The organism is Lentzea sp. NPDC051208 (genome assembly GCF_040682435.1).
GTDB lineage: Bacteria > Actinomycetota > Actinomycetes > Mycobacteriales > Pseudonocardiaceae > Lentzea > Lentzea kristufekii.
Map to the genome: position 1 here is coordinate 209,360 of NZ_JBFBAW010000011.1, position 19,620 is coordinate 228,979.

The 19,620-nt window shown below is 68.7% G+C and carries 19 protein-coding genes; 8 read left to right on the forward strand and 11 right to left on the reverse strand.

Translation table 11 applies throughout. The features are described from left to right. Window positions 1–18 precede the first annotated feature (18 nt). The 5 genes from AB0M48_RS26770 to AB0M48_RS26790 form a co-directional block, all read right to left on the reverse strand. Complete coding sequence (locus AB0M48_RS26770) at window positions 19–594, reverse strand: TetR/AcrR family transcriptional regulator (protein WP_363846924.1); 576 nt, start codon at window positions 592–594, stop codon at window positions 19–21. Further along, window positions 591–2,507 (reverse strand): YhgE/Pip domain-containing protein, encoded by a 1,917-nt coding sequence (locus tag AB0M48_RS26775; RefSeq protein WP_363846926.1) that lies wholly within the window; start codon window positions 2,505–2,507, stop codon window positions 591–593. Before AB0M48_RS26775 ends, AB0M48_RS26770 begins: the two co-directional genes overlap by 4 nt. Further along, window positions 2,504–3,133 (reverse strand): hypothetical protein, encoded by a 630-nt coding sequence (locus AB0M48_RS26780; protein ID WP_363846928.1) that lies wholly within the window; start codon window positions 3,131–3,133, stop codon window positions 2,504–2,506. Before AB0M48_RS26780 ends, AB0M48_RS26775 begins: the two co-directional genes overlap by 4 nt. A 78-nt stretch (window positions 3,134–3,211) precedes the next feature. After that, a complete protein-coding gene (locus AB0M48_RS26785) occupies window positions 3,212–4,132 on the reverse strand; it encodes a GNAT family N-acetyltransferase (RefSeq protein WP_363846930.1) in 921 nt (306 codons plus the stop codon). 11 nt (window positions 4,133–4,143) lie between these two features. Continuing rightward, the gene (locus tag AB0M48_RS26790) at window positions 4,144–4,977 is read right to left on the reverse strand and encodes a class I SAM-dependent methyltransferase (RefSeq protein WP_363846932.1); all 834 of its coding nucleotides are present in this window, start codon (window positions 4,975–4,977) and stop codon (window positions 4,144–4,146) included. A 179-nt stretch (window positions 4,978–5,156) separates the two neighbouring features. Here AB0M48_RS26790 and rpsA point away from each other — a divergent pair, with 179 nt between their 5' ends. The 3 genes from rpsA (at window position 5,157) to coaE (ending at window position 8,758) form a co-directional block, all read left to right on the forward strand. After that, window positions 5,157–6,647: a 30S ribosomal protein S1 gene (rpsA, locus tag AB0M48_RS26795; protein WP_053737214.1), complete on the forward strand. Its 1,491-nt coding sequence runs from the start codon at window positions 5,157–5,159 to the stop codon at window positions 6,645–6,647. Between the two features lie 322 nt (window positions 6,648–6,969). Beyond that, window positions 6,970–7,587 carry a hypothetical protein gene (locus tag AB0M48_RS26800; RefSeq protein ID WP_363846935.1) on the forward strand — a complete coding sequence of 206 codons (618 nt, stop codon included), beginning with the start codon at window positions 6,970–6,972 and terminating at the stop codon, window positions 7,585–7,587. Between the two features lie 22 nt (window positions 7,588–7,609). After that, a complete protein-coding gene (coaE, locus tag AB0M48_RS26805; protein ID WP_363846937.1) occupies window positions 7,610–8,758 on the forward strand; it encodes a dephospho-CoA kinase in 1,149 nt (382 codons plus the stop codon). Here the strand turns inward: coaE and AB0M48_RS26810 are convergent. Together AB0M48_RS26810 and AB0M48_RS26815 are read right to left on the reverse strand one after the other, a co-directional pair. After that, window positions 8,734–9,198 carry a hypothetical protein gene (locus tag AB0M48_RS26810; protein ID WP_245983218.1) on the reverse strand — a complete coding sequence of 155 codons (465 nt, stop codon included), beginning with the start codon at window positions 9,196–9,198 and terminating at the stop codon, window positions 8,734–8,736. The two genes, coaE and AB0M48_RS26810, sit on opposite strands and share 25 nt — an antisense overlap. Window positions 9,199–9,340: 142 nt before the next feature. Then, window positions 9,341–9,850, reverse strand: a complete 510-nt coding sequence (locus AB0M48_RS26815) for a DUF402 domain-containing protein (RefSeq protein WP_363846939.1) — start codon at window positions 9,848–9,850, stop codon at window positions 9,341–9,343. A 50-nt stretch (window positions 9,851–9,900) separates the two neighbouring features. On the opposite strand from AB0M48_RS26815, the gene AB0M48_RS26820 reads away from it, so the two are divergent. The 4 genes from AB0M48_RS26820 to AB0M48_RS26835 all read left to right on the forward strand — a co-directional run bounded on the left by AB0M48_RS26820 (window position 9,901) and on the right by AB0M48_RS26835 (window position 14,443). Next, window positions 9,901–11,007 carry a DUF5685 family protein gene (locus tag AB0M48_RS26820; RefSeq protein ID WP_363846941.1) on the forward strand — a complete coding sequence of 369 codons (1,107 nt, stop codon included), beginning with the start codon at window positions 9,901–9,903 and terminating at the stop codon, window positions 11,005–11,007. Window positions 11,008–11,073: 66 nt separating this feature from the next. Then, a complete protein-coding gene (uvrB, locus tag AB0M48_RS26825) occupies window positions 11,074–13,236 on the forward strand; it encodes an excinuclease ABC subunit UvrB (RefSeq protein ID WP_363846943.1) in 2,163 nt (720 codons plus the stop codon). A 417-nt stretch (window positions 13,237–13,653) separates the two neighbouring features. Continuing rightward, window positions 13,654–14,085 carry a MarR family winged helix-turn-helix transcriptional regulator gene (locus AB0M48_RS26830; protein WP_319982054.1) on the forward strand — a complete coding sequence of 144 codons (432 nt, stop codon included), beginning with the start codon at window positions 13,654–13,656 and terminating at the stop codon, window positions 14,083–14,085. A gap of 7 nt (window positions 14,086–14,092) precedes the next feature. Then, window positions 14,093–14,443 (forward strand): MmcQ/YjbR family DNA-binding protein, encoded by a 351-nt coding sequence (locus AB0M48_RS26835; RefSeq protein ID WP_319982053.1) that lies wholly within the window; start codon window positions 14,093–14,095, stop codon window positions 14,441–14,443. Here AB0M48_RS26835 and AB0M48_RS26840 read toward each other — a convergent pair. Beyond that, complete coding sequence (locus AB0M48_RS26840) at window positions 14,440–14,607, reverse strand: hypothetical protein (RefSeq protein ID WP_363846946.1); 168 nt, start codon at window positions 14,605–14,607, stop codon at window positions 14,440–14,442. The two genes, AB0M48_RS26835 and AB0M48_RS26840, sit on opposite strands and share 4 nt — an antisense overlap. Before the next feature lie 171 nt (window positions 14,608–14,778). Between AB0M48_RS26840 and AB0M48_RS26845 the strand changes: the two genes are divergently transcribed. Next, a complete protein-coding gene (locus AB0M48_RS26845; protein ID WP_363846948.1) occupies window positions 14,779–15,171 on the forward strand; it encodes a VOC family protein in 393 nt (130 codons plus the stop codon). Window positions 15,172–15,327: 156 nt separating this feature from the next. Here AB0M48_RS26845 and AB0M48_RS26850 read toward each other — a convergent pair whose 3' ends face one another. From AB0M48_RS26850 to AB0M48_RS26860, 3 genes are read right to left on the reverse strand one after another with little or no spacing between them, the layout of a single operon-like run. Continuing rightward, window positions 15,328–16,254 carry an ABC transporter permease subunit gene (locus AB0M48_RS26850; protein WP_363846950.1) on the reverse strand — a complete coding sequence of 309 codons (927 nt, stop codon included), beginning with the start codon at window positions 16,252–16,254 and terminating at the stop codon, window positions 15,328–15,330. Beyond that, window positions 16,251–16,439 carry a hypothetical protein gene (locus tag AB0M48_RS26855; protein ID WP_319982050.1) on the reverse strand — a complete coding sequence of 63 codons (189 nt, stop codon included), beginning with the start codon at window positions 16,437–16,439 and terminating at the stop codon, window positions 16,251–16,253. Before AB0M48_RS26855 ends, AB0M48_RS26850 begins: the two co-directional genes overlap by 4 nt. Further along, window positions 16,432–19,278 carry an alpha/beta fold hydrolase gene (locus AB0M48_RS26860; protein ID WP_363846953.1) on the reverse strand — a complete coding sequence of 949 codons (2,847 nt, stop codon included), beginning with the start codon at window positions 19,276–19,278 and terminating at the stop codon, window positions 16,432–16,434. Before AB0M48_RS26860 ends, AB0M48_RS26855 begins: the two co-directional genes overlap by 8 nt. Window positions 19,279–19,620 lie beyond the last annotated feature (342 nt).

A 19,620-nucleotide genomic window follows, 5' to 3' on the forward strand; every position in this document is an offset into this window, starting at 1 on the left:
CGAGACGATTGCCCAGCTCTAACGCGCCGAGCGCATCCCCCGCACCAGCAGCATGACCGACTCGCGCACCTCCGCCCGTGACCGCTCCGGCTGGAACACCTGCCAGTCCAGCGCGATCACGAGCAACGTGCCGAACAACGCCGCCGACGCGGTGCCGACCTCGACCCCTTCGGGCAGGCGTCCCGCGTCGGCCAGGCGCTTCATCTGACCGCGCACGATCGAGACGATGTCGTCGCGCAGCAACGAGAGAGTGCCGTGCCACTGGCCCGGCGTGCGCCACAGCTCCGAGACGAGGAGCTGGCCGAACGCCGGGTACTCGGCCCAGAAGCCGAGCATCTGGTCGACCAGCGCCTCGAGCGAGTCCTCGGACCCCTCCGCGGACCGCAGCCGACCCGCGAGGATCTCCACCCCGTGGTGCAGCAGCGCTTCGACCAGGGCGTCCTTCGAGGCGAAGTTGTAGTAGATCGTGCCCTTGGCGACGCCCGCCTCCGCGGCTATCTCGTCGACCGTCACCGAGGCCGCGCCCCGTTCGCCGACCAGCTTCAACGCCGCGTCGAAGAGCTTCTGCTTCGTCGCCGTCGTCCGCGCGCTCACAGCACGAGCTCCGGCTTCAGCTTGGACGCTGTCCACACGCGCTGCTTGTAGGCCGCCACGGACGCCAAGGCTAGGGCTCCGACCAGCCAGGCGAGAAGGATCAGGGCGTCCTTTCCGACGCTGCCGAGGTCACCGCCGTACATCAGGTGCCGCAGGCCGTCGACCGCGTACCCCATCGGCAGGCCGTAGTGCAGCGGGTACAGCGGCACCGGGATCGTCTGCCACGGGAACGTGCCACCCGCGCTGACCAGCTGGAGGATCAGCAGGATCAGGCCGAGGAACTTGCCGACGGCGCCGAACGCGGCGTTCAGCGCGTGCAGGATCGCCACGAACGTCAGCGACATCAGCACGAGGAACCCGAACGTGCCGACGGGGTTCGACGGCTCGATGTCCACCACGAACCGCACGACCGTGAACATCACGAGCACCTGCACGATGCCGAGCAACGCACCCGGTAGCCAACCGCCCACCGCGACCCTCAGCGCCGACTGACCGGCGGCGAGCGCACGGCGTGAGAGCGGGCGCAGCAGCAGGAACAGCACGAACGCGCCGATCCACGTCGCCAGGCCCAGGAAGAACGGGGCGAGGCCGGCGCCGTACGTGGCGGCCTTCGTCTGGGACAGGCCGCGCACCGCGACCGGGTCGCCGATCGCCTGCGCGATGGCCGCCCGCGTCGGGTCGTCCTGGTTCGGGATCTTGTTCACGCCACCGGTCAGGCCGTCGCGCAGCTGCGCCGATCCGTCGGCGAGCTTCGCGGCGCCGTCCTTGAGCTGCGGCGTGCCGGTGGCCGCCTTCTGCAGGCCGTCGCGCAGCTGGGCGTTGCCGTCGGCGAGCTTGGTCGCGCCGTCGTCGAGCTTGACGACGCCGGCGACCAGCCCCGGCATCTTGGACGAGAGCTGCTCGGCGCCGTCGGCCACCTGGTCCGCGCCGGTCGCGAGCTTGCGGAGATCACCCGCGGCGCCCTGGACCTTGCCGTTGGCGTCGTCGACCGGCTGGCGCACCTGACCGATCGTGGTCAGCACGCGCTGCACCTGTTCCTCGGTGAAACCCAAGGCGCGCAAGCGGTTCGCGATGTCGCCGTTGGCCTGGTCGAGCACGCCGACGAGTGCCTGCGCCTTCTTCGCGTACTCCTCGGCCTGGGTCGCGGCGGTCTCGTTGCCCGTGGCGACCTGACGCGCGCCGTCGGCGATCTTCTTGGCACCGTCGGGCAGTGGTGCGGTCTGCGAACGGAGTTCGTGCGTGCCGTCGCGGAGCTGCGCGGCGCCGTTGGCCGCCGTCACCGCACCCGTGGAGAGCTGCTGGACGCCGCTGTCGAGCTCTCCGAGCTTGTCGCGCAGCGTCGTGCTGCCGTCCGCGAGCTGCGTGGCGCCGTCGGCGGCCTTGGTGGTCTCCTGGCGGATCGTGGAGAAGCCGAGCAGCAGCCTGTCGGCGGCCTCGGTGGAGACCTTCGCCGTGACGGCCCGGCGCACCTCGCTGACGACCTGGTTCGCGATCGTGCTGCCCAGGTAGTTGTTGGCGTCGTTGGTCGTCAGGGTCAGCACGCCCTGGCGCGGCTTGTTCTGCTCCGCGGACGTGAGCGCCTCGGAGAAGTCCTCCGGCAGCGTGAGCGCGAAGATGTACTCGCCCTTGCGCACGCCCTCGTCGGCGTCGTCGACGACCTTCCAGTTGAACTTCTTGCCGGTGAGCAGCTCGTCCGCGACGTCCTTGCCGGCGTTGAGGTCCTTGGCGCCCTTGTCCTTCACGACCAGCGCGGCGGGGACGTGGTTGAGGTTCGCGTACGGGTCCTTGTTGGCGTACAGGTACAGCGACGCGTACAGCAGGGGCACGAGCGCCAGAGCCAGGACGGCGAGCTTGGGGAGCTTGCCGGAGGTGACCCGGCGGAGCTCGTTGAAGGCCATGCGAAGGGCGCTCATGCGGTGATCTCCATCTTGGTGTCGTTGTCCTCACCAAGGCGCGCGTGCGGGATGTCGAGGATGTGGGCGGAGGAGTTCGAGCACAGGACCACGACCGACCGTTCGGGGGTCACGTGGTCGTGGGCCAGTGCGAGCCACTCGCGCGGGTCGGGGTGGTAGCGGTCGGGGCAGTCGAGGACGAGCGCCGTCACGCCGGGACGGGACGCGGCCAGTTCGAGCAGCACCGCGCACCGCGTCCGCGCCGGCACGTGCTCGAAGCGCTTGTCCGCGTGCTCATCGGCGGCGTGCTCCACCAACCAGTCGTGCACCGCCTTCTTGCCGGACGGCATGCCGTTCATCGCGAGCTCCTCGCCGACGACGGCGGACAGGCTCAGCGCCTCCTCCGGTTCGTTCACCTCGGGGGCGTCGATCAGGACGACGCGCTTGCGCAGCGTCTTCGCGTCCGGGGACACGGTGCCCGTCGAGGGCTTCATGCGGCCGGAGAGCAGCAGGCCGAACGCCGTGTGACCGGTGCCGGGCTCGCCCGCGACCAGGGTCAGCTCGCCGGGCTTCACGGTCAGCGAAGTCGGCCGGAGCAGGGGACCATGGCCCCCGTTGACGCCTGCGCGACTGGCGCGGATCTCCACGGCTTTACCTTCCGTTTAAACTGACCGGTCAGTACAAATTCTCTCGCAGACGTCGGCGCCCTGCAACTCGGACATAGGTCACCTAAGGGCGGCGGCGGGGCGTACTTCCCAGACGGTCCACAGCGGCCGGTAGCCCTGGCGAGGCCAGAAGACGCTGCTCAGAGGGTTCGGCGGGTTGTAGTAGAGGTACGTGCCGACCGTGCCCATCCGGTGAAGTTCCTGGTGGGCGTAAGCGAGGAGCTGCTGGCCGATGCCGGCACCGCGCGCCCCCGGCAGGACCGAGACGCAGTTCACGTAACCCCAGCGGCCGCGGGGCAGCCTCGCCGCCGCGGGCGTACCGGGCTCGGACGACACGATCGCGCACTCGGCGAGCGCCACCGCGATGCCGTCGCGTTCGGCGAGCCAGATGGGGCTCGCGTTCTTGAGGCGCTCGATCAGCGCACGGCGTTTCACCTGGGCGGCGTTCGGGCGCACGATCGTCGAGCCGACGTAGGAGGAGTACTCCAGCTCGGCGAGCGACAGCTCCAGCACGGTCTCCAGGTCGTGCGGGGTCGCACGGCGCATCGTGAGCGTGCGCGAGACGTGCTGTGCCGGAGTCCGCAGGCGCACGGCGAGCACGGACAGCGGTACGAGCCCGTGGTCGAGGAACGCCCGTGCGGCCTTCGTGTCACGGCTCGGCCAGTGCACGACGCACGCCGTGTCCTCGTGCACTTCCTGCGTGTCGAGGTACCGCCGGAAGCGGGTGAGCAGCGCGTCCATGCCCTGGGACTCGCCGACGAGCGGCACCATCTCCCAGACCTCGGCGGCCGACCACAGCCGCGTGGTCGTGTGCGGTTCGAAGCTCTGGTGGCTGATGACCGCGGCCACGCGCGTGCCGTCCGCCAGCGCCGCCGTGATGACGTGGCGGTCCGCGGGCGGTTCGGTGGCGGGCGGGAGCAACGGGTCCAGTGAGGCGAAACGGGCTGACTGGGCCGCCACTAGTCCGCGTGCCGAGGTCATGGCACGTGAGATTACGACGTCAGGCGGGTCCGGAAGATCGCGGTGCCGGGGAAGAGCTTGCCGCGCAGCGGGCTCCACTGGCCCCAGTTGCGGGTGTGGCCCTTCGGCCACTCGGGCTCGACCAGGTCCTCGAGCACGAAACCGGTGTTCGTGAGCGCCCGGACGTAGTCGCCGAGCGTGCGGTGGTGCTCGACGTAGGTCGCCTTGCCCTCGTCGTCCACCTCTACATAGGGCGTGCGGTCGAAGTACGACTGCGTGACGGTGAGACCGAGCGGGCCGGGGTCGTCGGGGAAGATCCACCTCATCGGGTGGTTGACCGCGAACACCCAGGGCGCGCCGGGCCTGAGCACGCGGGCGACCTCGCTGAAGACCTCCCGCACGTCCGCCACGAACGGCACGGCGCCGAACGCGCTGCAGGCGGCGTCGAAGGAGTCGTCGCGGAACGGCAGCTGGTCCGCGCTGGCCTGGACGAGCGGCACGTCGATGCCGGTCTCGGCGTTGTTCCTGCGGGCGTGGCGGAGCATGCCCGCGGAGATGTCGAAGGCGGTGACGTCGGCCTTGTTGTCCTTGAGCCAGCGGGCGCACATCGCACTGCCGCAGCCCACCTCCAGGATGCGCCGACCAGCGACCTCACCCAGGAACCGGGCGTCGGACTCGCGCAGGCCCTCCGGGCACCACACGAAGTCCGCCGCACCGAGGAACTCGCCGTGCGTCTCGTGGTAGTCGTCGGCGTCCGCGTCCCACCAGATCCGGTTCGCCACGCGCGACTCGGCGGCGTCCGCCCCGCGCTTGACGATGCCTGTGGTGCCGAGCGCTTGCTCCGCGCTCGCGTGCTGGTTGGACACACTGCTCCTTCACATGGGGGCTGGTTTGCTTGCGCGTCTCGCGGCCGCGTACGATATCGCGTGCGTAGTGGGTTAGTGCTGCCCATGATCCAGAACCGCGGGATTCCAGGTCGCTGTGTCGCTGCGCGCGCACCACTACCAGCCAATCAATGCCAATCCGTACCGGAGCCACCTACCTAATGTCCACCGACACCACCACCGCCCCCGTTGCCGCTGCTCCCAAGCAGGTCGCGATCAACGACATCGGGACGGAGGAGGACTTCCTCGCAGCTATCGACAAGACGATCAAGTACTTCAACGATGGCGACATCGTTGAGGGCACGATCGTCAAGGTCGACCGGGACGAGGTCCTGCTCGACATCGGCTACAAGACCGAGGGCGTCATCCCCTCGCGTGAACTGTCGATCAAGCACGACGTCGACCCCAACGAGGTCGTCAAGGTCGGTGACGAGGTCGAGGCGCTTGTTCTCCAGAAGGAGGACAAGGAAGGCCGTCTGATCCTCTCCAAGAAGCGCGCCCAGTACGAGCGCGCGTGGGGCACCATCGAAGCCCTCAAGGAGAAGGACGAGCCCGTCAAGGGCACGGTCATCGAGGTCGTCAAGGGTGGTCTCATCCTCGACATCGGCCTCCGCGGCTTCCTCCCCGCCTCGCTCGTCGAGATGCGTCGCGTCCGCGACCTCCAGCCGTACGTCGGCCGTGAGCTCGAGGCGAAGATCATCGAGCTGGACAAGAACCGCAACAACGTGGTCCTGTCCCGCCGCGCGTGGCTCGAGCAGACCCAGTCCGAGGTCCGCAGCGAGTTCCTCAACCAGCTGCAGAAGGGCCAGGTCCGCAAGGGCGTCGTGTCCTCGATCGTCAACTTCGGTGCCTTCGTGGACCTGGGTGGCGTCGACGGTCTCGTCCACGTGTCGGAGCTGTCCTGGAAGCACATCGACCACCCGTCCGAGGTTGTCGAGGTCGGCCAGGAAGTCACCGTCGAGGTCCTCGACGTCGACATGGAGCGCGAGCGCGTGTCGCTGTCGCTCAAGGCGACGCAGGAAGACCCGTGGCGTCAGTTCGCCCGCACCCACGCGATCGGTCAGATCGTGCCGGGCAAGGTCACCAAGCTGGTTCCGTTCGGTGCGTTCGTCCGCGTGGACGAGGGCATCGAGGGCCTGGTCCACATCTCCGAGCTGGCCGAGCGCCACGTGGAGATCCCGGAGCAGGTCGTCCAGGTCGGCGACGACGTCATGGTCAAGGTCATCGACATCGACCTCGACCGTCGCCGCATCTCGCTGTCGCTCAAGCAGGCCAACGAGGGCTTCACGGTCGACACCGAGTTCGACCCGACCCAGTACGGCATGGCCGCCGAGTACGACGACCAGGGCAACTACATCTACCCCGAGGGCTTCGACCCGGAGACCCAGGAGTGGCAGGACGGCTTCGACAAGCAGCGTGAGGAGTGGGAGCGCCAGTACGCCGAGGCGCACACTCGTTACGAGGCCCACATGAAGCAGATCCGCAAGGCCGCCGAGGCCGAGGAAGAGGCTTCGGCCGAGGGTGCGGGCAACTACACCTCCGGTGGCGACGCTCCTTCCACGTCCGTGGGTGCGCCGGCTCAGTCCGGTGGCACGCTCGCCTCCGACGAGCAGCTCGCGGCGCTCCGCGAGAAGCTGTCGGGCGGCATGTGAGTCGCTAGCTAGACCTTCGAAGGCCCCCGCACCCCTTTGGGTGTGGGGGCCTTTGTCGTTTGCGGGTTGGTGGTCGGCTTGCGGGGGGCGACCTTGCGTTGCGTGCTTCCCCTGGGACTCTGCCCCAGACCCCGGCGATCTGATCAGGGGTCCACGCCGCCCGTAGGTAGATGGCACGCCCGTTGCGTTGGGCGGCCGCCGGTTGCTTGGAGGGTGCGCCTGGCCCTTGTGGAAGGACGGCTCGCCTTCGGCATCGCGTTGATCCGGCTTGCCGTTCACTCTGTGGTGGAGGCTCAACCTCGTTGTGTAGGTTGGCGAACCTATGCGTGGGAACAAAATCTTCGTGGCACTGGGTGTGGGTGTGCTGGCGGTCTGCGCCGCCTGTTCGGCTCCCGCGCCGCAGACTCAGGCGCCGCCACCTCAGATTCCGAGGATCACGCCGTCCACGACTCCCTCGCGGGTGCCGTTGATGGTGGACCGGGCTTTGCCTGACGACTGTGAGCTCGTGGTGCCCGTCGACGTCATGAACGCGACGCTCGGGCAGGAGCTTCCCGGGGAGCCGCGGATCATCGTCGGCATCAAGGAGCCGGGGATCGGGCGGACCGGGAAGATCGATTGCTACTACGGGATTCCCGAGAAGAAGAACCTGCCGGACGCCAAGATCGTCATCGGGCTGTCCACCTACACCGACGACCTGACTGCTCGTACTCGCGTCAATGAGAGCGTCGAGGCCGAGCGGGCCGCGGGGGCGAAGATCACCGAGGTCGACGTCGGCAAGCAGAAGGGGACGTTGGTCGAGGGCACGGACGAGCAGTTGCTGATCGGGTCGCTCGGGAAGTCGACGTTCGTGGTGCGCAACCGTCACAACTTCATCCCGAAGGAGAAGCTCATCGCGATCCTGCCGGTGCTGGCCGTGCAGTCGATGACGCCGCCGGTGTGAGCGTCCGGCTAACCTGACCGGCATGCTCAGGGTGGGGTTGACCGGGGGAATCGGGTCCGGCAAGTCGACGATCGCGCGGCTGCTGGCGGAGAACGGTGCCGTTGTCATCGACGCGGACAAGCTTGCGCGGGAGGTGCTCGAGCCGGGCACGGACGGGCTTGCCGAGGTCGTCAAGGCGTTCGGTGAGGACGTGCTGAACGCGGACGGCACGCTGGACCGGGCGGCGCTGGCGGCCAAGGCGTTCGCCACCGAGGAGGCTCGGCAGACGCTCAACGGGATCACGCACCCGCGCATCGGCGCGCTCACCGGGCAGCGGATGTCCGAGGCCGCTGAGGACGCCGTCGTGGTGCACGACATCCCGTTGCTGGTGGAGCGGGACATGGCGGCCGTGTACCACCTGGTGATCGTGGTCTTCGCGGACTCGGCCACGCGGCTGGAGCGGCTGGTCACGAGCCGCGGGATGGACCGGCGGGACGCCGAGAACCGGATTGCCGCGCAGGCCACCGACGAGCAGCGCCGGGCCGTTGCGGACGTGTGGCTGGACAACAGCGGCGAGGTTCCGGACGTCACGGCGCTGTGGGATCGGCTGGTGGGCTTCGAGAAGAACGTGCGCACTGGCTCGTACGCGTCCGGGTCGCCGATCGTCGTGCCCTACGACGAGCGGTGGCCGGCGCAGGCGCGGCGGATCGCGCGGCGGATCAGCGTGGCGGCCGGTGGGCGGCACGTCGAGCACATCGGGTCGACGGCGGTGCCGGGGCTCGCGGCCAAGGACGTGCTCGACTTCCAGCTCGCCGTCGAGGACATGGAGACCGCCGACGATCTGCGAGAGGCGCTGGCCCAGGCCGGTTTCCCGTACGTCGGGCCGTACGTGGACACGCCGCGTGGCGAGGGTGACTGGAGCAAGCGGCTGCACGCCGGGGCTGACCCCGGGCGGCGCGTGAACCTGCACCTGCGGGTCGAAGGTGCTCCGAACTGGCGGTGGGCGGTCGACTTCCGCGACTGGCTGCGGCACGACGCGCAGGCCCGCGAGGAGTACGCGAATCTCAAGCTCGAGCTGTCACAACGGTTTGCGGCCGACGCCAACGGGTTCGCCTACGGTGAGGCCAAGGAACCGTGGATGGAGGCGGCCGTGGGGCGCGTCGAGGCCTACAGGGGCGGCCAGGAGTCGTAGATGCCGTGCCACGTCAACCACGACGTCAGGTTGTGGTTGACGTTGCTGAGCTCTTCGAGGGTGCGGTGGACCGTGCGCAGCGCCTGGTCGGCGTCGCCCGGTCGCAGCACGCGGCCCGCGACCGCGGCGGCGAAGTCCTCGCTGCGCACGATGCGGGCCGTGGTGCCGCCGGGGACGGCCAGGCCCAGCAGCAGGTCGGTGGTCTGCCAGTGGCGGTGGTCGCGTTCGACCCGCACCGCGGACAGCACGCTCGGGCTGCTGCGCGCGTGCCGCGAACGCGGGCGGTAGGTGGTCAGGCGCAGGCCCAGTTCGGGCATCAGCCAGGTGACCTCGGAGTCCGAGAACGGGTCTTCCGGAGTGGGATGCTCGATTCGCAGACCCCATCGTTCGGGATAGCACGAACTGAGCGTCCGCGAGCCGCCCGACGAATACGAGCGCACGCCCGAAATGGTGTCGACGACATCGACCAACTGAGGTGTAGTGACCGCTCCCACGCCGCCGAGCGTAGTCAAATATGTGCTCGCAGTTACACGCCGGATCGATTTGTTACGTCACGGTCAGGTGACGAACACGCTCTGTGTATCAACGCCAGGTCGTGGGACAACCCGAATAGGTGAGCCACCTGACCACATCGTGACCGTGCGCTGAAATACCGGACACCGCCGAGTAGGTGGTTTCCAAAGCCCATTGCGCGCGCTCCGCGGAGATCAGGTTCTGCTGCACCGCGGAGATCAACTCGTCCGTGTCCAGAACGGTCACGCTGCGGCCCGTCCGGACTATCAGGTCGAGGTACAGATCGGTCGTTTTCCAGACGCTGCCGATCGCGTTGATCTCCACGACGTCGACGTAGAAGTCGAAGTCCAGCTGGTGACCGGGGTGCCAGGACTGGCGCGTCACGCGGATGTTGAGCTTCGGCAGGAACCAGCTCTCGAAGTGACTGATCTTCGGATGCCCCGCGAGCGGCCGGAACATGTAGAGGCCGGTCGGCGTGAGCCGGAACTCGTCGACCCTCCTCAGCTGCCCCTTGGGGTCGGTGTTGCTCTTGGCGTCCAGGTCGAAGTACTCGATCTTCGGCGGATGGATGTGTGCCACGTCCGCGATACTGCCATCGCCGGGCGCCGCGGCCACTTAGGATGCCGCGCATGTTCGGGATCATCCGCCCCTGTCGCAACAGAATGGGCGCTGAGCTGCGGTCCGCGTGGCTTTCACACCTTTGTGGAATGTGCCTGTCGCTGCGTGACGAGCACGGTCATCTCTCGCGTCTCGTCACCAACTACGACGGGCTGATGATCTCGGCCGCGGTGGAGGCGCAGTCCGGCGTCTCGCGGCGGACCGCCGGGCCGTGCGCGTTGCGCGGCATGAAGTCCGCGGACGTGGCCGTCGGCGACGGTGCGCGGCTGGCGGCCTCGGTGTCGCTCGTGCTCGCGTCGTTGAAGATCCAGGACCACGTGGACGACGGCGACGGCCTCGCGGGCCGGCTCGGGTGGGCGGGGCGCGCGGTGGCGCAGCGCTGGGCCTCCAAGGGACTCGGGACGGCGTCCGACCTCGGGTTCGACGCGTCGGTGATGGTGGACGCGGTGCGGCGGCAGCCCGAGGTGGAGGCCGGGGCAGGGCTCGGCAGCTCGGTGCTCGTGGTCACCGAACCCACGGAGACCGCGACCGCGTTCGCCGTCGGGCAGACCGCGATCATCGCCGGCAGGCCCGGGAACGTGGAGCCGCTGCGCGAGGTGGGACGGCTGTTCGGGCGGGTGGCGCACCTGATCGACGCCGTGGAGGACCTGGAGGAGGACCGCGCTTCCGGCGCGTGGAACCCGCTGCTCGCCACCGGGACGTCCGTCGAGGAGGCGCACCGGCTGTGCCTGGACGCGGTCGCGGGGATCAGGCTGGCGCTCGGCGACGTGGAGTTCACCGACGCGCGGCTCGTGCACAAGCTGCTGGTGCACGAGCTGGAGGAGTCGATCGTCCGGGTGTTCGGCAAGCGCAAGAGGCACCAGTACCCGCCGGGCAAGCCCCGCTGGTCGGATCCCGGCAGCGGGTTGTGGTCGTACCCCCGGCTCAACTGGCAGCGGCAGCCGCGCGGGTGCTTCGAGGGCTGCGGCGCGTTCCTCTACATGTGCGGGACCTGCCAGTTCTGCTGCCGCGATCCGTTCCCCGGGCCCTGGAGCGACAAGCGGCGGGACGGCTGCGACCCCGGCCCCGACTGCGGCCCGAACTGTGACTGCGACTGCAACTGCTGCCCCTGCGACTGAGGTCTTCGAGGGGGTCTGACCAGGCATAATCGGAAATTGTCAGACCTCCGGCGTAACGTGCTTCCCGTGGCTTTCGCAACCGAGCTCCCGCCAGAGGAAAGCACCGTCAAGGCGCACTCCGAGCACCGTCCCGTCGGCGACATCGTCCGCTCCGACGGGCAGTTCCGCGTGGTCAGCGACTACCAGCCGGCGGGCGACCAGCCGGCGGCGATCGCCGAGCTCGAACGGCGCGTGCGCTCCGGCGAGCGCGACGTCGTGCTGCTCGGCGCCACGGGTACCGGTAAGTCGGCGACCACGGCGTGGCTGGTCGAGAAGCTGCAGCGCCCCACCCTGGTGATGGCGCCGAACAAGACCCTGGCCGCCCAGCTGGCGAACGAGCTGAAGGAGCTCTTCCCGCACAACGCGGTGGAGTACTTCGTCAGCTACTACGACTACTACCAGCCCGAGGCGTACATCCCGCAGACGGACACGTACATCGAGAAGGACTCCTCGATCAACGAGGACGTCGAGCGCCTGCGCCACTCGGCCACGATGTCGCTGCTGACCCGGCGCGACGTCATCGTGGTCGCGTCCGTGTCGTGCATCTACGGCCTGGGCACGCCCCAGTCGTACCTCGACCGCTCGATCCCGCTGGAGACGGGCGTGGAGGTCGACCGCGACGCGTTCCTGCGCCTGCTGGTCGACGTCCAGTACACCCGCAACGACATGTCGTTCACCCGCGGCTCGTTCCGCGTGCGCGGCGACACGGTCGAGATCATCCCGTCCTACGAGGAGCTCGCCATCCGCGTCGAGTTCTTCGGCGACGAGATCGACAAGCTCTACTACCTCCACCCGCTCACCGGCGACGTGGTGAAGGAGGTCTCCGAGCTCCGCATCTTCCCCGCGACGCACTACGTGGCGGGCCCGGAGCGGATGGAGCGCGCGATCCGCGACATCGAGGCCGAACTGGAGACGACGCTCGCGCAGATGGAGCGCCAGGGCAAGCTGCTCGAGGCCCAGCGCCTGCGCATGCGCACCCAGTACGACCTGGAGATGATGAAGCAGGTCGGCTTCTGCAACGGCATCGAGAACTACTCGCGCCACATCGACGGCCGTGGCCCCGGCACGGCGCCGGCGACGTTGATCGACTACTTCCCGGACGACTTCCTGATGGTCATCGACGAGTCGCACGTGACGGTGCCGCAGATCGGTGGCATGTACGAGGGCGACGCGTCCCGCAAGCGCAACCTCGTGGAGCACGGCTTCCGGCTGCCCTCCGCGATGGACAACCGCCCGCTGACGTGGGAGGAGTTCGCCGACCGCATCGGCCAGGTCGTGTACCTGTCGGCCACCCCGGGCCCGTACGAGATGGGGCAGACCGGCGGCGAGTTCGTCGAACAGGTCATCCGCCCCACCGGCCTGATCGACCCCGAGGTCGTCGTCAAGCCGACCGAGGGCCAGATCGACGACCTGGTGCACTCGATCCGCGAGCGGGCCGAACGCGACGAGCGGGTCCTGGTCACGACGCTGACGAAGAAGATGGCCGAGGACCTGACGGACTACCTGCTGGAGCTGGGGATCCGGGTGCGGTACCTGCACTCCGAGGTCGACACCCTGCGCCGGGTGGAGTTGCTGCGTCAGCTCCGCCTCGGCGAGTACGATGTGCTGATCGGCATCAACCTGCTGCGGGAGGGCCTCGACCTTCCCGAGGTGTCGCTGGTGGCGATCCTCGACGCCGACAAGGAGGGGTTCCTGCGTTCCGGGACCTCTCTGGTGCAGACGATCGGCCGTGCCGCTCGAAACGTGTCCGGTGAGGTCCACATGTACGCGGACCGGATCACCGACTCCATGCGGCACGCGATCGAGGAGACCAACCGGCGGCGTGAGAAGCAGGTCGCTTACAACACTGAGCGCGGGCTGGATCCGCAGCCACTGCGGAAGAAGATCACCGACATCCTGGAGGCGGTGTACTCCGAGATCGAGGACGAGGTTCCGGTTGGTGGATCTGGGCGGAACCAGTCCCGGGGGAAGCGGGCCGCTGGGGAGAGTGGCCGGTCTTCCGGGGTGGTGGCTTCGGCGGAGCGGGCTGGGATGGCCCGGTCGGAGTTGGCTGATCTGGTGCAGTCCTTGAGTGATCAGATGATGAACGCTGCCCGGGATCTGCAGTTCGAGTTGGCGGCTCGGTTGCGGGATGAGATCCAGGACTTGAAGAAGGAGTTGCGGGGGATGGACGCGGCTGGGGTCAAGTGATCTTTGGCGCGGCCGGGTGAGGTGGTTGCCTTGCGGGCGGCGGCTTGCGTTGCGTGCTTCCCCCTGAGGGCTCTGCCCTCAGACTCCCGGCACTCCCAAAGGAGCCGGTCCCACGCCGCGCGCGGGTAGATGGCACGCCTGTTGCTTCGGGCGGCGTGCTGTTGCGTTGGGTGGTGGCTGCCCCGCTCCCTTGAGGAATGACTGCTCGCCTGCGGCATCGCGTGGTCTGGGTGGCATCGCTTGGGGCTGGGTCGCGTGTCCACTGTGGATGCGTGTTGCGTGCGGTGGGTTAGATCGCCGTGTCGGTGCGTAATCCTGTGCGCTTGTAACGATTTGCGTGCTTCCCGTAAATCGCCCTCTGGGGTGAGATGTTGGCGGACCGCTTTCGTCAGGGCCGTGGGCCGCCATGATCTCGGGGTGGATGTGGACTCCCACCTTGCCGCGGTGGAGCAGGCGCTGATCGCTGTGCGGCGTAGTCAGTCTCGTCGGGCTTTGGCCGAGTTGGCTGTGCCTGCCTTCGACGTGCTCGATGTTGTGGAGACGGCTGAGCGGACCGGGGCTCAGGCCACGGTTTCCAGTGTTGCCTTGGCTTTGCACGTTGATCAGCCTCGGGCCAGCAAGCTCGTCACCAGTGCCGTTGAGGCCGGGTTGGTGGCCCGTGTCGCCGACAAGGCCGATGGGCGGCGGGTGTTGCTCGTGCGGACGCCTCGGGGGCGGGCTACGTCCGCTGAGCTGCATCGGGCGCGGCAGAGTGCTTGTGCTGTCGCCATGGCGGACTGGAGTGAGGAGGAGCGGGTGGTGTTCGCCCGGTTGCTCACTCGTTTCGTTGCTGTGTTCGGCGCGCGATAATTCTGTTGTGACACTGGATGAGTTGATCGTCTACTGCGCCGGCAAGCCTGGTGCCGAGGAGACGTATCCGTGGGGCGAGGCCGAGTTGGTGTGCAAGGTCGGTGGCAAGGCGTTCGCCTTCATCGGGCTTGACGCGCACACCGTCGGGTTGAAGTGCGGTGCCGACGCCGAGGCTGCCTCGGTGTGGCGAGAGCGCTTTCCCGGGGACGTCACGGTGAGCGGGTACGTCGGCCGGTACGGGTGGAACACCATCGCGCTCAAGGGGTCTGTGCCCGACGACGACCTGTTGGAGCTGGTCGACGGCTCCTACGAGGCCGTCGTCGCGCGGTTGCCCAAGGGGAGGCGGCCTGCTGTCTAGCGCTCTTCCGGTTGGATGATGCCGAAGATGTTGTTGTTCTCGGTGTCCTTGTAGTACGCGAGCAGGCCGACGCCGGGCATCTTGTCCTCGGGCAGGGCCACGGTGCCGCCGTTGACCTCGATGGCGGCGATGGTCACGTCGATGTCGGCCACGCTGATCGTCATGACGTAGCCGTCGACCGGTGCGTCCGGGGCCGGGTCCGGGCCCCGGCGGGAGCAGGCCGCCGTTCACGCCGGGCTGGTCGTCGCCGCCGGTCACGAAGTGCACAGGACGTGACATGAGAGGGCGCGCTACTCCGGACAGTGGTTGTCCGCATTGGTCTCTACGGTGGCCGCATGGCAACGGAAATGCAGATCTCGTTCGACGCCGCCGACCCGCCCAAGCTCGCCGACTTCTGGGCGCAGGCGCTCGGTTACGTCCAGCAGCCGCCGCCTCCCGGCTTCGCCACGTGGGAGGAGTTCGCGGTGAAGAACAACATCCCGTTCGACTCGGTGGACGACTACGCGGCGATCATCGACCCGGACGGCAAGGGGCCGCGGTTCCTGTTCCAGCGGGTGCCCGAGGGCAAGACCGCGAAGAACCGCGTCCACCTCGACATCCGGCCCGGTCTCGACGCAGTGGCCCACCTGGTTTCGCTGGGCGCGACGCGGGTGCGTGAGCACAACGACCAGACGGGCCACTGGGTCGTGATGCTCGACCCTGAAGGCAACGAGTTCTGCGTTAGTTAGTGGTGCGACCCGGCCCGTTGGCGAGCGACTTCACGCTCAGCAGGGCGCCTCGCGGCACCGCCCCCACGCCCATACATCCAGTATGAGGCGTAGGGGCGGCACCACGATGCACCCGTCTGACCGCGAATTCGCCCGGCAACGTTCCGGGCCACACCACTAGCTCGTGATGTCCTTCGTCTTGAACTGCCGTGCCGCGAGCAGCGTGAAGATGCCGCCGTAGGCGAGCGCGGAGAACGTGCCGCGGGCCATCTCCGACCAGTCGATGTCGGTCGAGAGCAGGTCGGCCCACGCCATCGCGTAGTGCGTCGGCAGGTAGTTGCGCAGGTCCCCGAGCGGCTCGATCTGGTCGAGGATCTGCGACACGATCGAGACGAGCACCGTGCCGCCGACCGCGCCGAGAGGCGCGTCGGTGGACACGGACAGGAACATCGCGAGGCCCGCGACCCAGAACAGGTTGATCGAGATGTAGATGACGGCGAACGCCATGGCGAGCACGCCGTCGCCGAACGGGGCGGCTTCGCCGGTCGGGCTCACCACCTCGCCCGTGCCGTACCAGGCGACGCCCACGCCCAAGGCCACCGCGGGGAGCAGGGCGAGGGCGAAGACGCTGAGGATGCCGCTGCTGATGGCCTTCTGGCGCAGCAGGCGGTGCCTCGGGATCGGTGCGGCGAGCAGGTACTTGAGGCTCGACCACGACGCTTCGGACGCGATCGTGTCGCCGAAGAACAGCGCCACGATCATCGGCAGCAGGAAGCTGCTGCTCACGAACAGCGTGAGCACAACGAAGTTGATGCCGCTGGCGGTCGCGAGGTCCACGAAGCCGCCGGAGCGGCGGTTCGGGTCGGACTGCCCGATCTCGAAGCTCGCCGCGAGGATGAACGGCAGCAGCACCAGGAAGCCCAGCACGAGCTGGGTCCTGCGGCGGCGGATCTGCCGTTGCAGCTCCACGTGGATGCGGAGGGTGCGGCGCGCCTTGTAACCGACCGACGAGCCGTCCGGAGCCACCTTCGTGTGCTGCTGGGCGGCCGCGTCGGTGAGGTCCTTGAGCGCGCCTGGATCGGTGTGGACGCTGTTGTCGTTCATCGGTCCACCTCCTGCGGGACTGGTGCCTTCGTGCGGTTCGGGTTCGCGGTCCGCACGGGGGCGAACGCGGGCGTCGCCGCGATCTCGTCCGCCACGTCGAGGCCGGCCTCGGCCAGCACCTCGACGGCGGCGGGGTTCGGGGCGTCCGCCGTGGCGGACGCCGCTGCCATCAGGAAGTCATTCACCGACCAGCTCCAAGAACGCGTCTTCCAGCCTGCGTCGCGGGCCCGCCTGGTCCACCGCCACGCCGGCTGCCACGAGGGCAGACAGGGCGGCGGCGCGCGGGACACCGTTCATCGACGCGTGCACGGCACCCTCGTCCTCGTGCACGTCGTGCACGCCTTCGAGGCTCCGCAGGACATCGGCTGCCTTCGAGGGGGAGTCGACGCGGAACGTCGCCTCGCCGCCTCCCGCCGCGATGTCGGCCACTTCGCCGGCGGCGACGAGCTGGCCCTTGTGCATCACGACCACGTGCGAACAGGTCTGCTCGACCTCGGCCAGCAGGTGCGAGGACACGACCACCGTGCGGCCCGCCGCCGCGTAGCGGCGCAGGACCTCGCGCATCTGGTGGATCTGGGGCGGGTCGAGCCCGTTGGCCGGCTCGTCCAGGATCAGCAGGTCCGGGAGGCCGAGCATCGCCTGGGCGATCGCCAGCCGCTGGCGCATGCCCTGGCTGTACGTGCGCACGCGGCGGTGCACCGCGTTGCCGAGGCCCGCGATCTCCAGCGCCGCCTCGACGTGCGCCTCCTCCTCCGGCCGGCCCGTCGCCGCCCAGTACAGGCGCAGGTTCGCGGCGCCGGAGAGATGCGGCAGGAAGCCGGAGCCCTCGACGAACGAACCGATGCGCGACAGCACCGGAGCGCCCGGCGTGACCTTGTGGCCGAAGACCCGGATGTGGCCCTCGGACGGGTGAATCAGGCCCATCACCATGCGCAGCGTCGTGGTCTTGCCGGCGCCGTTGGGGCCGAGCAGGCCGAGGACCATGCCGTGCTCGACGCGGAACGAGAGGTCCTTCACGGCGGTCACGCCGCCGGGGTAGGCCTTCGTCAGGTTCGAGATGACCAGCGGCACGTCGGCGAGGTCGGGATCGGAGTCCTGCGCCATGCGGCGGCGGAACATCGCGACGATGCCGGAGCCGATCAGCACGAGCAGCGCGATCGCGATGCCCCACAGGGCTCCCGTCGGGAAGCCCTCGGTGACGTTGCGGCCGGAGACCACGGGCACCGAGATCTCGTCGGAAGCCAGCGAGATCCGGTACGCGGCGGGCTGCTCGGCGTTCGCGAACGCCTGGTCCGTCGTCGACACCACGAGAGCCAGCTTGTGCTCGCTCTCGACGGGACGGACCGTGCCGGGCAGCGTCACGGTCACCTCGGCGGCGGACCCGTCCGGCGGCAGCGCCACGCGGAACGGCGCGACGATCGAGCCGGGCAGCGTGCGGGTGCCGTCCGCGGAGACGTCGTAGAGCTTCGCGAACAGGATCGCTTCGCCGGAGTTCTGGTCACCGCGCGCGACGCGCAGCTTCACCGTGGACGAACCGGTCAGCAGCACCTGCGAGTCCAGGGCGTCCGAGGAGAACACCGCGGCCTGGCCCGGCATGTCGAGCGACAGCCGCGACGAGATCGCCGACGACCGCGAGAGCGCCGAACCGAGGCCCGGCAGGTTGCTGATCGACGCCGGGTTGCCGCCCGCCGGGTTCACCACGACCTGCTCGCGTCCGCTGAGCTTCAGCGTCTTGCGCTCGGTCGAGGAGCCCTGGGCGAGGCCGGGGTAGGACGGCGCCACGACCGTGCGCAGCGACGGCTGGCCGGACGAGCGGAACGCGCCCTGCACCGTGTACTCGAAGCCCGTGCCGGGGTCGGCGCCCTTGCCGCGCAGGTGGAAGTCCATCCAGTCGGCGATCTGGCCGCGCAGCGCGGTACCGGGGTTGCCGCCGTCGTGGCCGCCCGCGTACCAGACCATCTTGACCTGGGCACCGGCCGCGGCGATCTGACGCGCGGTGGCGTCGGACTGGTCGAGACCGAACAGGGTGTCCTGCTCGCCCTGCACCAGCATCGTCGGCTGCTTGATCTGGTCGGTCACGGCGACGGGGGACGACTTGCGCAGCAGGTCGAGCGTCTGCTGCGAGGCACGGCCCGTCGTGGCGACCTCGGTGTAGGCGGCGCAGACCTCGGGCGTGAAGCGGCCGCAAGCGCCCATGGACGGCGTGGGCGGCTGCTGGCCCTGGGCGCCGGAGTTGCCGCCCGGCTGCTGCTGCGGTGCCTGGACGGAGTTCTGGCTCGGCTCCCGCTGGCCCTGCTCGGGCGCGTCACCCGTGGGCGACGCGAGGTCGATCGACGTCATGCCCGCGGAGAAGAAGATGCCCGCCCACGAACGCTTGAAGACGCCGTCCTCACCGAACGCCGTGGCGGACGGGGTGGCGTCCGCGCGCGGAGTCGCCAGCGCCGAGTTCGGCAGCAGCGCCTGCGCGAGGTCGTTGTAGGTGATGACGGGGACGAGTGTGTCGACGCGCTTGTCGACGCCCGCGAGCAGCAGTGACAGCGCACCGCCGTACGACGCGCCTGTCACGCCCACGCGGGGGTCGCCGCCGCTGTCCTTCTCCACCTCGTCACGGGTGCCGAGGAAGTCGAGGAGCTTCTGCGCGTCGCGGACCTCGCGGTCGACGGAGTTCAGCGCGATCTGGCCCGTGCTGCGGCCGAATCCACGTGCGGACCACGTCAGAACGACGAAGCCGCGTCGCGCGAACTCCTCCGCCTGCGTGTGCACGCTGCGCAAACTGCCGCCGAAGCCGTGCGCGAGCATGATCGCGGGCGCGGGCGTCTGCTGGGGGAGGTAGAGGCGCGTCTCGATCGTCACCGTCTGGGCGCTGTCAGCGCTCTCAGGTGCGTCGATGTTCGCTTCTTTGAAGGAAACGGCTACGGGGTCGTCTCCGGATCGAGTGAAGTACACGCCACCTGCGACGAGGGCGAGTACTACGATCAATGCGGGGATCGTCCACCTGCCGCGAAGGCGGGAGAGGCGGGACACGTCGCTGACGATATGCGAGTTTTGCTGAGAACGTCCTGTCGGGATCCGCCCGCGGTCTCAGCATCAGTGGATCTTCAGCAGGGCTTCAGGTAGTGGTCGGTTCAACCCGAACGACACGCTGCGTATTCCCATCGCACCTGGTTGCGTGGGTCTGCTCACCCTGTGTGGCGCTAACCGCTCTTCGTAGAGCACAATATTGACGCAGCATGGAGGGGAGTACTCCCTAAGCAGCGGTGTCGTCAGTACGGAGCTCGGCATGGAGCTCCCGGTGCCGTTGGTCGTTCGAGAGATCATCTCGGCGGCGGAGGAGACCTCCGGGTTTATCTGGCATGCGCTGAGAAT